Genomic DNA, 13,250 nt, shown 5'->3' with positions numbered 1-13,250 from the left:
TCAACCTTCGGTTCCAACATGAATTGTCCTCTTTGTGGTTACGCAGCTCATACTCGTAGTTCTCAGCAAGTCTCAAAAGAAACCAAAGAACGTTATAACCAGTGCCAGAATATTAATTGTGGTGCAACGTTTGTGAGCCATGAATCAGTATCAAGATTTGTAGTTAAACCTAAACTTGTAGAAGCTGTAAACCCCCACCCTAATAAATATCAGCAAGCCTCTTTGTCATTATAAAAAATATGCCCCTCAATGTGAGGGGCAAAGAATTATTTACTAGCGTTTATTAATTCTTCAAAGAAATTATAAAAGCCTTTTTTGTTGTGGTCATCAAAGCGTAGTTCATTAAACTGCATAGTAAATGAGCAGTTATTATCCGTTAATTCGCTTAATGAGTTTATTGGGATATATTTTTTAACAATATCTAGTGCTTGTTGTTTGGTAATGGTCGTTGTGTATTCAGGGCTATTTTTGAGTTTCTTACCATCAGAATAGACAAGGTATGAGGTTACTGTAACTTTATCATTTGGCGTATTGATAAAGGCGCGATAAATACCATAGATAATAGCTCTTTTGGCAATAAAATCCTTCACATCGGGAAAATCATCATCAACAGCTTGCGGAGATATTACAACGTTTAATGGCTTTTCACTGATAATGTTAAGGGTATGCTCTTCTTCTGTGTAGTCATTAAAGTAAGTCATTGCAGCTGCGAAATTTGGGTAAACCTCATTTTCTTTTGTACAAAGTTCATTGTTTTCTTGTGTCACGGGAAGTACCTCTGATTGATTTTGTGTGGCTTGCTTATTTTGTGGCTGGGTTTGTTTTTGTTCGTCTATAGATATCTGGTTTCCAATTTGTTTTTCTGTATCAGAAGAGGGGATAAAAGCGATAAATATGGACAGTAAAATAAGAAAGGTTACTGAGTATACAAGAGAAGATTTTGTTCTATTGTGCATGAGTACAAATTTGGGTTTTATCAAGCCGACAATAAAAGCAATCAAGGCAATGAAAGTGAGAATAAAAAATAGAATGTCCATATGTCCTCCTTTTAATTGGAGTTAGATTAGAGTCCGGTTTTGAGGATAAGTAAAGCCCCTCAAAAAAGAGGGGCTAATTGGTCAATAATGGTCGATGTGGACGGACAATGGACGGTGGTTAGCATAAGGCTTTATATAACAATGTATTACGCCTATATAATGAACACCATCCCTGTCTTTTATAGCCCCTTTTAGGGGCTTTTTTTTGTTTTGAAAACGTTTATGTTAACTATAGTTGACATTTTTAGTTCGTAGATTATAGTTAACCGCAGAGAATATGGAGGTTCTATGTTGACGGTATTTACGACCGATATTTTTGATAAATGGATGCATGAACTTAAAGATATAAGAGCAAAAACAAAAATACAGGTAAGAATTCGCCGCTTAAAAAATGGTAACTTTGGTGATGTTGAATCCATTGGTGAAGGATTTTCAGAACTAAAAATTCATGAAGGAAAAGGGTATAGGGTCTACTTAAAAAAAGTAGAGAATACGATAGTATTGTTAATTAATGGGGGAAGTAAATCGACACAGCAGAAAGATATCGACCGAGCTAAGCAAATTTTTCGTGAAATTGAAGGTGACCTATGAGTATAAAAATAAAAGAATATGACATCGCTGAGCATCTGGCGAGCGAAGAAGAAATCCAATTATATTTGAATGAAATACTTGAAGAAGGCGATCCCGCATTAATACTGTCAGCGTTAGGTGATATTGCTAGAGCGAGAAATATGACTCAGCTGGCTAAAGATGTTGGGATGAGTCGAGAAGGCTTATATAAAGCGTTGTCTGGTCAGGGAAATCCAACGTTTACAACGATTATGAAAATCGTCCATTCTCTTGGATTCAAATTACAGTTTAAAAGGGCGCTGTAATTATCCGCTTTCAATCGCTAATTTTTATTTGGACCAGATGTTGTCTATACATTTATTTCCCGCGTAGTATTCTCTTAAATTCCCACACTGACTTTTCTCTCTACATAAAGGAAGCATTGCTCATGATCCAAGTGTTAACCAACCAAGATTATAAAAAAATGCCGTGGAAAAATGGGCTGGGATTTACTCTCGAAGTGGCGCGAAGCCATGGTGAAGGGTTGGAAAACTTTGACTGGCGAGTGTCTATTGCGGATGTGAAATCTGCGGGCAGCTTTTCCTATTTTCCGAACAAACGCCGCATTATTGGTGTATTGGAGGGGACTGGATTAACTCTACAGATCGACAAAAATCCACAGATTCGTTTATTACAAAAACAATTTCATGCCTTTGACGGTGAAAGCGAGGTGTATGCGGAACTGCTTGAAGAGGCAATCCGTGATTTTAACCTGATTTACAACCCTGAAAAATATTTAGCCCGCTTACAATGGATTGATACCCCATCAACAACTTCATGGGTCAGTCATGCTAGCCAAGTGATTGTCTTTAATTTACAGGGGAAATTAAATCTCCAAGTGGAAGAACGACCGTATCAACTTAATGATTTTGAAACGTTATTGGTGAAAAAAGATACTACGCCATGGGGTTATATTGCTGCTCCCGAAAATCATGGGGATTTTTGTGTGATTGAATTATTTGAAAGATAACGCTACAAAAAATACAAAGTGAATTTTGTGTATTGTCGACATATCAAAATACGTCTGGTTGTTTAGTGGATAATTCTGATAATTTTACTCTTTGGATGGAATTGTTATCAAATTCATAAAATAGATATTTATGGCTTTATTCTTATTGTTATTTTCAACAGAATCCCTAGCCTGAGACTATTGTCTCTTTATATGTGTATTTCCTCCAAGGATTAGAAAAATATGAAAATGAAGGCGCTTGTTGCAGTTGCAGTTTCTGCGGTCATCTTAACGGGCTGTAAAAACATGGACACGGGGATGCTGACCAATTCAGGCATGCAGTTATTCCAAGCAGCATCCCTATCGGATGCCGATGTTAAAAAATTCAGCGATGAAGCTTGTAAAGAAATGGACGCACAGAACAAAATTGCGCCTGCATCAAGCAAATACGCTCAACGTTTAAGCAAAATCTCAAAAGCACTGGGAAGCGAAGTTGATGGTAACCCAGTGAATTACAAAGTTTATCTGACTGAAGATGTGAACGCATGGGCAATGGCGAATGGCTGTGTTCGTGTTTACAGCGGTCTGATGGATGTCATGAACGACAACGAAGTTGAAGGCGTTCTGGGTCACGAAATGGGCCACGTTGCATTGGGCCACACTCGCAAAGCTATGCAAGTCGCTTACGCAACGGTTGCCGCTCGAACTGCGGTAGCAGCATCTGGTAATAGCGCGGTGCAGCAATTAAGCTCCTCGCAAGTGGCCGCTTTAGGTGAAAAACTGGTTAACTCCCAATTCTCTCAACACCAAGAAAGCCAAGCGGATGATTTTTCTTATGATCTGCTGAAAAAACGTGGTGTTAGCACTGCGGGCTTAGTGACTGGTTTTGAAAAACTGTCCAAAATGGGTAGCCAAGAAACTAGCATGTTCGATTCTCACCCACCGTCAGCTGAACGTGCAGAACATATCCGTGAACGTATTGCGGCAGATAAAAAATAATTTTTTATCTTAAAAAGAATGATGGGGAAGTGTTTGCTTCCCCATTTTTTTACCTATTTTCTGGCGATTTTCTGAAACGATTAATTAAAAACTAAAATCAGAACTTATCCGGTTGTACTCTTCTCGATAGCTACTTATCTTATTCAGCAAATACCTTTTAGAATTTTTATCATTGCTTTATTTATTATCGATAAGATAGCAAGGAAAAAAGATGGAAAAAACACAGCGAGTTTCTCTACTGGCGAAAGGAATGGGAATGCTGTTGTCTGGAACCTGCCGTTTATTAACTGGGGTTCGAACCCGTTGGGTTGGTTGCCAAGCATCCACTACGTCACGCATTTATTACGCAAATCATTCAAGCCACCTCGACGGATTGGTTATTTGGTCGGGTCTTCCCCCTTTAATGCGCCACTTTGTTCATCCAGTTGCCGCCAAGGATTATTGGGATAAAACGCCGTTTCGTCGTTACCTCGTCAATAAGGTATTTCGGGCGGTATTAATCGACAGAAAGGGTGATAAGCCGGCAAAAGAGTCAGTATTAGAGCCATTAGAATTGGTATTAGAAAAAGGGCATTCGCTGATTTTATTTCCGGAAGGAACTCGAGGAGATGGCGATGAACTCGGAGACTTTAAAAGTGGCATCTACCATTTAGCGAAAAAATATCCGAATGTGGAAGTGGTGCCGGTGTATTTAGAGAATTTAAATCGCGTGTTACCCAAAGGCACTAAATTAGTGGTCCCCGTGATTTGTTCGGCAACGGTAGGGAAACCATTAATGCCTTTGGCAGAAGATGAAAGTAAATCTGATTTTTTACAACGCGCAAAAGCCGCCCTTGAGGAGATGATGCCATGAGTATTTGGGACGGTGAATTAGCCCTCTTATTATCTGGAGTATTTGGTATTTTGATTGTCGCCAGTGTCATCGGAGGCATCTTAGCGTATCGCTATTCTGGAGAAAAAAGTAACCCGACGATTGATAATCTGAACGCCCGTATTCGCGCCTGGTGGGTGATGTGCATTATCTGCGTATTGGCGGTGGTGATCGGTAATATCGGGGTAGTGATTTTGTTTGCACTGATCTCATTTTTCGCTTTACGGGAGTTTATCACTTTAACACCCACTCGCCGCAGTGACCATGAAGCGCTATTTTGGTGTTTCTTTGTGTTTATCCCGCTGCAATATGTGCTGGTTGGGGTTGAGTGGTATGGGCTATTTTCGATTTTTGTTCCCGTTTTTGTGTTCTTATTTTTACCAACTCGTATTGCCTTGGCGGGGGATACGGTTCATTTTCTTGAACGTACCGCCAAAATTCAGTGGGGAATGTTGGTCACCGTTTTCTGCTTAAGCCATGTTCCGGCGCTATTAATGCTGAACATTGAAGGCTACCAAGGGGAAAACGTTAAGTTATTACTGTTCCTGATTGTGATCACCCAGATTTCGGATGTGCTGCAATATGTGTTTGGCAAACTGTTGGGTAAACGTCCAATTGTGCCGAAGCTTAGCCCGAATAAAACCGTAGAAGGTTTTGTGGGAGGGATTTTAACCTCAGTACTGATTGGGATTTGCTTATATTGGGTGACGCCATTTAGTTGGTGGGCGGCTGGGCTGATGTCTTTGGCGATTACGTTGATGGGCTTTGTGGGCGGGCTGTGTATGTCGGCGATTAAGCGCGATAGTGGGATTAAAGATTTCGGTGCCATTATTGAAGGACATGGGGGTATGTTAGATAGAATTGATTCCCTGTGTTTTGCAGCACCAATTTTCTTCCATTTAACCCGTTATTTTTATACCTAATCCGGTGTTACAAATAGTTCAGATGTAAAAAAAGCACCTTTCGGTGCTTTTTTATTCTGTTCATCTCAGTGTCTGACTACTCTGGCTATTGCCGTCTTCGTTATCGCAGGTCTGAGATATTCAGAGAAATTAGATTGCAACTACGTTCGCAGCTGCTGGGCCTTTAGCGCCGTTCTCAATAGTGAACTCAACTTTTTGGCCTTCATCAAGAGTACGGAAGTTGTCGCTCTGGATTGCAGAGAAATGGACGAATACGTCTTTGCTGCCATCTGTAGGAGAGATAAAACCGAAACCTTTATCAGAGTTAAACCATTTTACTAAACCAGTCATTTTGTTAGACATAGATATTACCTTCTAAATTTATTTTTTTTAAGCCACAATATGTGGCGAACAGTATCTGTTCAAGAGCGGGACTTACTTAGGCACTAGGAGGAGGCTCATGAAGAAGAGTAATCAGAAGATAACACTGCGTAACTGAGGCTGCTTTACTAAAACTGCTTTCATAAGGTCTGTCTTGCAAACCGATGACGCTATTAACTCATGCCATCGAAATTTACGCAACTATTATTTTAGCCATCTGGCGTTCTAGTACATGGATATCATTCAATTTTCTCTGTGAAATACGCAGCTCAGTGAATGGATGTGTTGGGTGTTTTTTTCTTTATAATCATGCGAGTATGCTAATTTACTTTAAGGTTTATCCTTATTCTAAATAAGGGCATAAAATAACAAAAAAAATTTATAAAATAGGCAAATTATTTCATAACGCGCTTTCTTTTCAGTAGGAATACGGTATTGAATTGATTATGGTGCTATCATCGAGACTTAATTTTTGCTCCGAAGTAAGCAGGTTGTTTGGGTCGATTCATCAAAATTTAACCGTCATATTTTTTCAATCTGTGGCGGCATGAGCTAAAATTATGTAATCGAGATCACAAGAAAACATAAAAGTTGATGAGAAAACGAATGCATAATCCCTGCTCTGTCGTATTATTTGGTTAGGTGAATCAATTCAGCAATAAGCTTCGAGGGTGATTTGAGCTTAGAAAGTGTATTGAAATCGGTTTTCTCATAGATTTGCAATTTATGTTCATTAATCAGAGGTCATCATGGTCAAGCAGATTAAAAGAATTGGGGTTTTAACGAGTGGTGGAGATGCACCCGGTATGAACGCTGCGATCCGCGGCGTAGTGCGTGCAGCTCTAGCTGAAGGCTTAGAAGTCATGGGTATTTTTGACGGATATCTAGGTCTGTATGAAAACCGCATGAAGCAATTAGACCGATATAGCGTATCGGATATGATTAACCGTGGCGGCACATTCTTAGGTTCTGCACGTTTTCCTCAATTCCGTGATGAGAAAGTCCGTGCTGTCGCGGTCGAAAATCTGAAGAAAAACCATATTGATGCTTTAGTCGTGATCGGCGGTGACGGTTCCTATTTAGGTGCTAAGTGCCTGACTGAATTAGGCTTCCCATGTATCGGTCTACCAGGCACAATCGATAACGATGTGGCGGGTACCGACTACACGATTGGTTACTTTACGGCATTAGAAACCGTCGTTGAGGCCATTGATCGCCTGCGCGATACCTCCACTTCCCATAAGCGAATTTCCATTGTTGAAGTCATGGGGCGCTATTGCGGTGACTTAACTCTGTCTGCGGCAATTGCGGGCGGCTGTGAATTTATTGTTCTGCCAGAACAAGAAACACCGTTTAATCGTGAAGAACTACTGGCTGAAATTAAGCGCGGTATCGAAAAAGGCAAGCGCCATGCGATTGTAGCGATTACTGAGCATGTTTGCGATGTGGATGAATTGGCTAAGTATATTGAAGCAGAAACTCACCATGAAACCCGTGCCACAGTTTTAGGACATATTCAACGTGGCGGTTCGCCAGTGGCTTATGACCGTATTTTGGCTTCTCGTATGGGTGCTTATTCTATCCAACTGCTGCTGGAAGGTTATGGTGGACGTTGTGTTGGTATCCAAAATGAAAAATTAGTGCACCACGATATCGTTGATGCGGTCATGAACATGAAACGTGTCTTTAAGAAAGATTGGTTGGAAACAGCGAAAAAACTGTACTAATTGACTCTCTGTTATTGCAAATCTCACTGGTATGGTAGGCTGCGCGCCTATCATATCAGCGATGATTCTCTTTCGTATTATTCAGTATATTCCTCTTCTGTATAAGTTTTGCCTTTTCGGTATTTCCCGTCATGAATGCTATCTGTCAGCCTGATCCGGTGATCAATCAACGGAGAAATAGGCGATGATAAGTTTTTGGCAAGTATCAAAATACCAACTTATGGGGCTCTCTTTATTACTACTCACCGCAGGGGCAGGGGCGAAAGATATCCAAATTTTGAATGTCTCCTATGACCCGACGCGAGAATTTTATCGGCAATATAATCAAGAGTTCAGCAATTACTGGAAAGCCAAAACTGGGGATACGGTGACAGTTCGCCAGTCCCATGGAGGCTCAGGTAAGCAGGCGACTTCGGTGATCAATGGGTTAGAAGCTGACGTTGTGACGCTAGCGCTGGCTTATGATGTTGATGCTATTGCCCAAAGCGGCAAAATCAATTCGGGATGGCTCACTAAACTGCCGGACAACTCCGCGCCTTACACGTCGACGATTGTTTTTTTAGTACGTAAAGATAACCCCAAAAATATTCGTGATTGGGATGATTTAATTCGCAAAGATGTTTCGGTAGTTACGCCAAATCCAAAAACATCGGGAGGAGCACGTTGGAATTATTTAGCCGCTTGGGGTTATGGGTTAGATAAAAACCAGCAAGATCCAGAAAAGGCGAAGCAATTTGTTAAGCAGCTTTATCAGAATGTGGAAGTGCTTGATTCGGGAGCGCGGGGAGCGACAAACAGTTTTGTCGAGCGGGGTATCGGTGATGTGCTGATCGCGTGGGAAAATGAAGCATTATTAGCGATTAATGAGCTAGGAGAGAATGGTCAGTTTGAAATTATTACGCCGAGTATTTCAATTCTAGCAGAGCCCACAGTGGCAGTCGTTGATAAAACTGTCGATAAACGGGATCATCGCGAAGTCGCACAAGCGTATTTAGAATTTTTATATTCCCCTACGGGGCAAGAAATCGCGGCTAAAAATTATTATCGCCCGCGTGATCCCCAAGTCGCTAAACAATATGAGAAGCAATTCCCTCAGCTGACATTATTAACCGTGGATAAAGATTTTGGTGGATGGACAAATGCCCAAGCAACCCATTTTGCAAATGGTGGGGTCTTTGATGAAATTATCCGTCGTTAGAAAACACGATCAAAAAATCTATTTATAAAAATCCTTACCGCCCGCGAATGTGGCGGGACGGTGAGGATGATTAGTTTATGGCACTCATTGAATGGGAATATGTTTTTTTAACAGAAAATTACCAACTGTATTTTACGCCTAACTGGCCGAGATACATTGTTTGGTTGTTGCTTGCTCCCGAGGTTTTCTCCCCCCCTTTGGGATATTTCCATTTGGTTGGTTCGTAAGCGATGCCTCCCCACAGGGTGAGTTTGGGTGTGATTTTGTAATCCACTTTAGTTCCAATCCGATAACCATTGCGTAATTGTTGGATGGATTTTCCGTGCTGATTATATTCGCTATCGGTGAGTAGATAGCGGAAATAAGGGGAAATACTCCAATCTTGGTTAATTGTCACGGGCAAGCCAATACGGATTTGACGTTGCATTGTTTGGGTTTCAAATTCGTGATTCCACGATTTGTCATTGTAATAACTGAGTTTTGCTTTGATATCGTCAGTAATTTTATAACTTACACCGACTTCAGATTCGAATTCGTAAGTATTGTCGTCATAAAAATTACTGTAGTAATAAAACGCTCCCCAAAAATTAAAATCCCATTTGTCATCTAAGTGGATTGTTCCCGATGGCATAACCCAATATAAGCTGTTAGCTGAGCGGGCAGGCGTTTCGGGGGTACCATCGTTCGATTCTTTACGGTAGCTGAGATTAATATCGAGGTTGGATATTTTATCTTTGATCATCTGCCGCGTGACGCCGATTTGGGTACGGTTACGAATATAGGAGTCACGGGAGTAGGAAAAGTTTTTTCCGTGATTTCTCAGGGATTCTCGGTGTTCTAAATCAAACTGCCATTTTGATGCTGGGTTAGTGAGTGACAATTTGCCGATCATGCTGGCTTTGTCATAGACCTTATTATTGAACTTATCTTTCTGACCTTGATACTCTTCTAATTCCACATAGACATCAGTTTCAACTTGCCAGTGGTCATCTTTGACTTGAGAATAACTGATAATAGGGAATAGTATTGCAGTACTAAGAATTAAACCGTTTATAGATCTCATGTTCATCCTTTATAGAATGATTTAATAATCTAAATCACATAATTTATAAAAATAATATTCAAAGACAAATAATTAACTTTCTTCACATATAAGGACGTGCTGTAAGGCGATAAGCTGAAATAGTGATAATTTCAACTCAAGGAATCTAATGTGAATGGCGAGGCTTTGTCCACTGTTGTTTTTTGTCAAATACACTATATTTATTAGTTGGTTATGTAATTTTATCGGTGCTGGGTTATTGTTTTTATTCGTATTTTTTTATTTATTAGAACACTTTTGTAGATTGTCTGATATTTATTTTTAATTATTATTTCGGTATTTCATTAAATAAGATTTCTCCATTTATATTTTCAATTAATAGTTATTTTTATTATTTTATATAGTGTTTTATTCAGCATCTTTTTATTATTATTTAATAAATTGTTTATTTTAAAATGATAATAAAAAAGCCGTCTAGATAGACGGCTAAGATAAATAATTAAATAGAAAACTTAATTATTTTGCTTTTTTCGCTTCAGCTGCGGCTTTAACGATTACGGCAAATGCATCCGCTTTTAATGATGCGCCGCCCACTAATGCGCCATCGATATCTGGCTGAGTGAACAGTTCTGCTGCGTTGCTATCATTAACTGAGCCGCCGTATTGGATAATGACTTGTTCAGCAATGGCGGCATCTTTCTTCGCAATATGGCCACGGATAAATTTATGAACCGCTTGTGCTTGCGCTGGAGTTGCAGATTTACCTGTACCGATAGCCCAAATTGGTTCGTAAGCGATGACGGCACCTTGGAATGCTTCTGCGCCTAATGTATTCAGCACTGCGTCGATTTGACGTGCGCAAACTTCTTCTGTTTTACCCGCTTCGTTTTCTGCATCACTTTCACCGATACACAGAACTGGGATCAGACCTTGTTCTTTCAGTACAGCGAATTTCTTAGCGATAAACTCATCGCTTTCTTTGTGGTAAGTACGGCGCTCAGAGTGACCGATAATGATATATTTAGCACCAATATCTTTCAGCATTGCCGCTGAAGTTTCACCTGTAAATGCTCCAGACAGATTGACGTCAACATTTTGCGCGCCTAATGCAATACGGCTACCAGAAACCGCGTGTTTAGCTTGATTCAGGTAGATAGTAGGTGGTGCAATCGCTACATCACAGCCATCAACGCTGCTCAGTTCATGACGTAGAGCGGCGATCAGGTCATTGACCATTTGGGTGCTGCCGTTCAGTTTCCAGTTACCCATTACCAATGGATGTCGCATGTTATTTCCTCCAACCAAAAAGTTTGCATTATTAACCAATTTATTTTCACCGCACGATCAAGATGTTATATGCAGTGAGACGTTTTCTGTCGCTGTTCTTCATTATAAGAACAATGAATGAGAATAGCTTTGCTTTTCATCATGCTTCTTTTCAGAGCGTGATCATCATCCATTTAGTGCGTTTATTGCCTTAGAAATCTTATCGCTTTCGATCACTTATTGCCCTAGCTTAATCGGTTCAACAGCAAAAGTAAGCACATTATTATCACTTTTTACCAAAATATATCGTAGCGCACCTAATCTGGCTTCTTCTGCCCGCGTTGGGTTCTTATTGGCCATAAATCGATTTAATGCTGCGGTAAGTTCCGGCGCTTTATCTAATGAAACTTCCGGATCAAATTGATGAATAATGGCAATAATGTAGTGCTCAATAAGCTGGCGATTGGCTTTGGCATCTGCGTCATTATCGGTAGGTAATAATGTGATTTGCAGACTTTTGATTTTTTCACTTCCCCGTTCTAATACCGCGGAAGAGTATATTTGTTGGTTAATTCGGGATGCTGCACGAATATAAGGCAAGGTGATATCTTGGCTGGCAATCACTTTGTATTCATGTAAATACAGGTCTTTATATTTTTGATTAAATTGGCTGCGCAGCTCAGGAATGGTCAGATTGAACGTTGGGGCATCGGGCGCTAAATAATCCACACTCAAGTTGGTATCAGGAAGCGTGGGCACTTTTTGGGCGAATGCCAAAGGTGGCAAATTTAGCACTAAAGCGGTTATGATGATGGATATGGAACGGAATATTGGTTGAGCCATTTTTTCTGCCACTCATTCTTCAGTTATTAATATTGTATCAGGATTGCACATAATGACATTACAACAATGGGCTTTTTCCTTCAAAGGCCGCATCGGTCGTCGGCCGTTTTGGGCGGGTATTGCTGCGTGTTTTATTTTGATGACACTGGCGGTATTGCTGCAAAACGGGTTGTCATTGCCTGACTGGGTGGTTATGGGGCTCTTTATTTTATTACTTTACCCATTGGCTGCCATTTTTACTAAGCGCTTGCATGATAGGGGTAAACCTGGAGGTTGGTTTGCTTTAATCATTTTAGCATTTGCCCTTTATTCCATAGATGTTAGCCAATTCGAGCCAATTTGGCAGTGGGGAATTGGTCGTTTCCTTCCTTCATTTATTACTATGATTATGTTGATGGATTGCGGTGTATTTGTGGGTATGGAAGCTGAAAATCAGTATGGTGAAAAGACAGATACCGTAAACTACCTGTCTTAATCACCCATAAAATTACCAATATTGCTCGCTGGTAATATGCCCCGGTTTACGGCGTAGATGTTTGATTAGCCCGTGGGTGTTTTTTAACATATCACGGGTATCTCGTACCATTTCAGGGTTGCCGCAGAGCATAATGTGGCAATTCTCTGCATCGATAGGCAGCCCTACAAATTCCTCTAGCTGGTGATTTTCGATTAATGCAGGGACTCGACCATACAGCGAACCTTCCGCCAGCTCGCGGCTGACCACCGTCACTATTCGTAATTTTCCCGCTAAACTTTTTTCTAGTTGTTTCATTAACGGCAGATAACTCAAATCTTTTTGGTAGCGAACCGCATGCAGTAGAACGATATTATCGAAGCGTTCTAATCCCTTATTTTCTTGTAAGATAGATAAAAAAGGACCGATAGCGGTTCCGGTGGAAAGCATCCACAAATTTTTGCATTCAGGGATCTCATCCAGCACAAAGAAACCTGCGGCTTCATCGGTAATTTGCAAAGTATCTCCCACTTGCAAATTAGCGAGTTTAGGGCTGAGTTTGCCGTTCGGTACAATCACAAAATAAAATTCGAGTTGGTTATCGCTGGGGGCGTTTACATATGAGTAAGCGCGAGCGATGCGTACACCATCAACCTCAAGGGCTAATTTAGCATATTGTCCCGCTGTAAAGGGTCGGATGGGGGCATCGACGATTAAACTAAATAAGGTATCAGTCCAATATTTTGCTTCGGTAACTCGACCAGTAACCCAGTTCGCCATATATTTTGACCTCTCATTGTGGCTATCCCAAGAATAACGCATTCCATAGTGTGAATTGTTTGACGGATACATTGCTAAAATTTATAGGATTTCATACTAGATCAGTTCATTGTTTATGCTTATCGATAAAGTGTTTTAGTGAATTATTCTGCAAATGAAGAGTTTGATAACTTTAATGTACAGTTATGTTGA

16 protein-coding genes are annotated in these 13,250 nt (G+C 40.4%); 10 read left to right on the top strand and 6 right to left on the bottom strand.

The window, feature by feature from the left end; translation table 11 throughout:
* Nucleotides 1-18: 18 nt before the first annotated feature.
* Entirely contained in the window at nucleotides 19-234 is a 216-nt protein-coding gene (locus tag PROVRUST_RS17765) for an ogr/Delta-like zinc finger family protein (RefSeq protein ID WP_006816299.1), read from the top strand.
* A gap of 32 nt (nucleotides 235-266) precedes the next feature.
* Here PROVRUST_RS17765 and PROVRUST_RS17760 read toward each other — a convergent pair whose 3' ends face one another.
* Complete coding sequence (locus tag PROVRUST_RS17760) at nucleotides 267-1,037, bottom strand: NADH dehydrogenase subunit 6 (RefSeq protein WP_006816298.1); 771 nt, start codon at nucleotides 1,035-1,037, stop codon at nucleotides 267-269.
* 288 nt (nucleotides 1,038-1,325) lie between these two features.
* Between PROVRUST_RS17760 and PROVRUST_RS17755 the strand changes: the two genes are divergently transcribed.
* The 6 genes from PROVRUST_RS17755 (at nucleotide 1,326) to PROVRUST_RS17730 (ending at nucleotide 5,388) form a co-directional block, all read left to right on the top strand.
* The gene (locus PROVRUST_RS17755; RefSeq protein ID WP_006816297.1) at nucleotides 1,326-1,628 is read left to right on the top strand and encodes a type II toxin-antitoxin system RelE/ParE family toxin; all 303 of its coding nucleotides are present in this window, start codon (nucleotides 1,326-1,328) and stop codon (nucleotides 1,626-1,628) included.
* Nucleotides 1,625-1,912, top strand: a complete 288-nt coding sequence (locus tag PROVRUST_RS17750) for an addiction module antidote protein (protein WP_006816296.1) — start codon at nucleotides 1,625-1,627, stop codon at nucleotides 1,910-1,912. Before PROVRUST_RS17755 ends, PROVRUST_RS17750 begins: the two co-directional genes overlap by 4 nt.
* Nucleotides 1,913-2,034: 122 nt before the next feature.
* Nucleotides 2,035-2,616, top strand: coding sequence for a HutD/Ves family protein (locus PROVRUST_RS17745; RefSeq protein ID WP_006816295.1), 582 nt, complete (start codon nucleotides 2,035-2,037; stop codon nucleotides 2,614-2,616).
* A 222-nt stretch (nucleotides 2,617-2,838) separates the two neighbouring features.
* Nucleotides 2,839-3,594 (top strand): metalloprotease LoiP, encoded by a 756-nt coding sequence (loiP, locus tag PROVRUST_RS17740; RefSeq protein ID WP_006816294.1) that lies wholly within the window; start codon nucleotides 2,839-2,841, stop codon nucleotides 3,592-3,594.
* A 211-nt stretch (nucleotides 3,595-3,805) separates the two neighbouring features.
* A complete protein-coding gene (locus tag PROVRUST_RS17735) occupies nucleotides 3,806-4,447 on the top strand; it encodes a lysophospholipid acyltransferase family protein (protein WP_039855930.1) in 642 nt (213 codons plus the stop codon).
* Nucleotides 4,444-5,388, top strand: coding sequence for a phosphatidate cytidylyltransferase (locus PROVRUST_RS17730; RefSeq protein ID WP_006816291.1), 945 nt, complete (start codon nucleotides 4,444-4,446; stop codon nucleotides 5,386-5,388). The genes PROVRUST_RS17735 and PROVRUST_RS17730 overlap by 4 nt, the downstream gene beginning before the upstream one ends.
* A gap of 129 nt (nucleotides 5,389-5,517) precedes the next feature.
* Here PROVRUST_RS17730 and cspE read toward each other — a convergent pair whose 3' ends face one another.
* On the bottom strand, nucleotides 5,518-5,730 hold the full coding sequence (gene cspE, locus PROVRUST_RS17725) for a transcription antiterminator/RNA stability regulator CspE (RefSeq protein ID WP_006816290.1): 213 nt from the start codon (nucleotides 5,728-5,730) through the stop codon (nucleotides 5,518-5,520).
* A 767-nt stretch (nucleotides 5,731-6,497) separates the two neighbouring features.
* On the opposite strand from cspE, the gene pfkA reads away from it, so the two are divergent.
* The gene (pfkA, locus tag PROVRUST_RS17720) at nucleotides 6,498-7,475 is read left to right on the top strand and encodes a 6-phosphofructokinase (RefSeq protein ID WP_006816288.1); all 978 of its coding nucleotides are present in this window, start codon (nucleotides 6,498-6,500) and stop codon (nucleotides 7,473-7,475) included.
* A gap of 220 nt (nucleotides 7,476-7,695) precedes the next feature.
* Nucleotides 7,696-8,673, top strand: coding sequence for a sulfate ABC transporter substrate-binding protein (locus PROVRUST_RS17715; RefSeq protein ID WP_377093628.1), 978 nt, complete (start codon nucleotides 7,696-7,698; stop codon nucleotides 8,671-8,673).
* Nucleotides 8,674-8,791: 118 nt separating this feature from the next.
* Here the strand turns inward: PROVRUST_RS17715 and PROVRUST_RS17710 are convergent, their stop codons facing one another.
* From PROVRUST_RS17710 to PROVRUST_RS17700, 3 genes are all read right to left on the bottom strand, one after another.
* Complete coding sequence (locus PROVRUST_RS17710; protein ID WP_006816285.1) at nucleotides 8,792-9,742, bottom strand: OmpG family monomeric porin; 951 nt, start codon at nucleotides 9,740-9,742, stop codon at nucleotides 8,792-8,794.
* A gap of 489 nt (nucleotides 9,743-10,231) precedes the next feature.
* Nucleotides 10,232-11,002, bottom strand: a complete 771-nt coding sequence (tpiA, locus tag PROVRUST_RS17705) for a triose-phosphate isomerase (RefSeq protein ID WP_039855926.1) — start codon at nucleotides 11,000-11,002, stop codon at nucleotides 10,232-10,234.
* Nucleotides 11,003-11,218: 216 nt separating this feature from the next.
* Nucleotides 11,219-11,824: a DUF1454 family protein gene (locus PROVRUST_RS17700; protein ID WP_039855924.1), complete on the bottom strand. Its 606-nt coding sequence runs from the start codon at nucleotides 11,822-11,824 to the stop codon at nucleotides 11,219-11,221.
* A gap of 52 nt (nucleotides 11,825-11,876) precedes the next feature.
* On the opposite strand from PROVRUST_RS17700, the gene PROVRUST_RS17695 reads away from it, so the two are divergent.
* Complete coding sequence (locus PROVRUST_RS17695) at nucleotides 11,877-12,299, top strand: DUF805 domain-containing protein (protein ID WP_006816280.1); 423 nt, start codon at nucleotides 11,877-11,879, stop codon at nucleotides 12,297-12,299.
* Between the two features lie 12 nt (nucleotides 12,300-12,311).
* Here PROVRUST_RS17695 and fpr read toward each other — a convergent pair whose 3' ends face one another.
* Nucleotides 12,312-13,058, bottom strand: a complete 747-nt coding sequence (gene fpr, locus PROVRUST_RS17690) for a ferredoxin--NADP(+) reductase (protein ID WP_006816279.1) — start codon at nucleotides 13,056-13,058, stop codon at nucleotides 12,312-12,314.
* Nucleotides 13,059-13,250: the final 192 nt, after the last annotated feature.

Origin of the sequence: Providencia rustigianii DSM 4541 (genome assembly GCF_000156395.1) — a bacterium.
Lineage (GTDB): Bacteria > Pseudomonadota > Gammaproteobacteria > Enterobacterales > Enterobacteriaceae > Providencia > Providencia rustigianii.
This window is presented reverse-complemented; position numbering and strand designations above follow the sequence as displayed.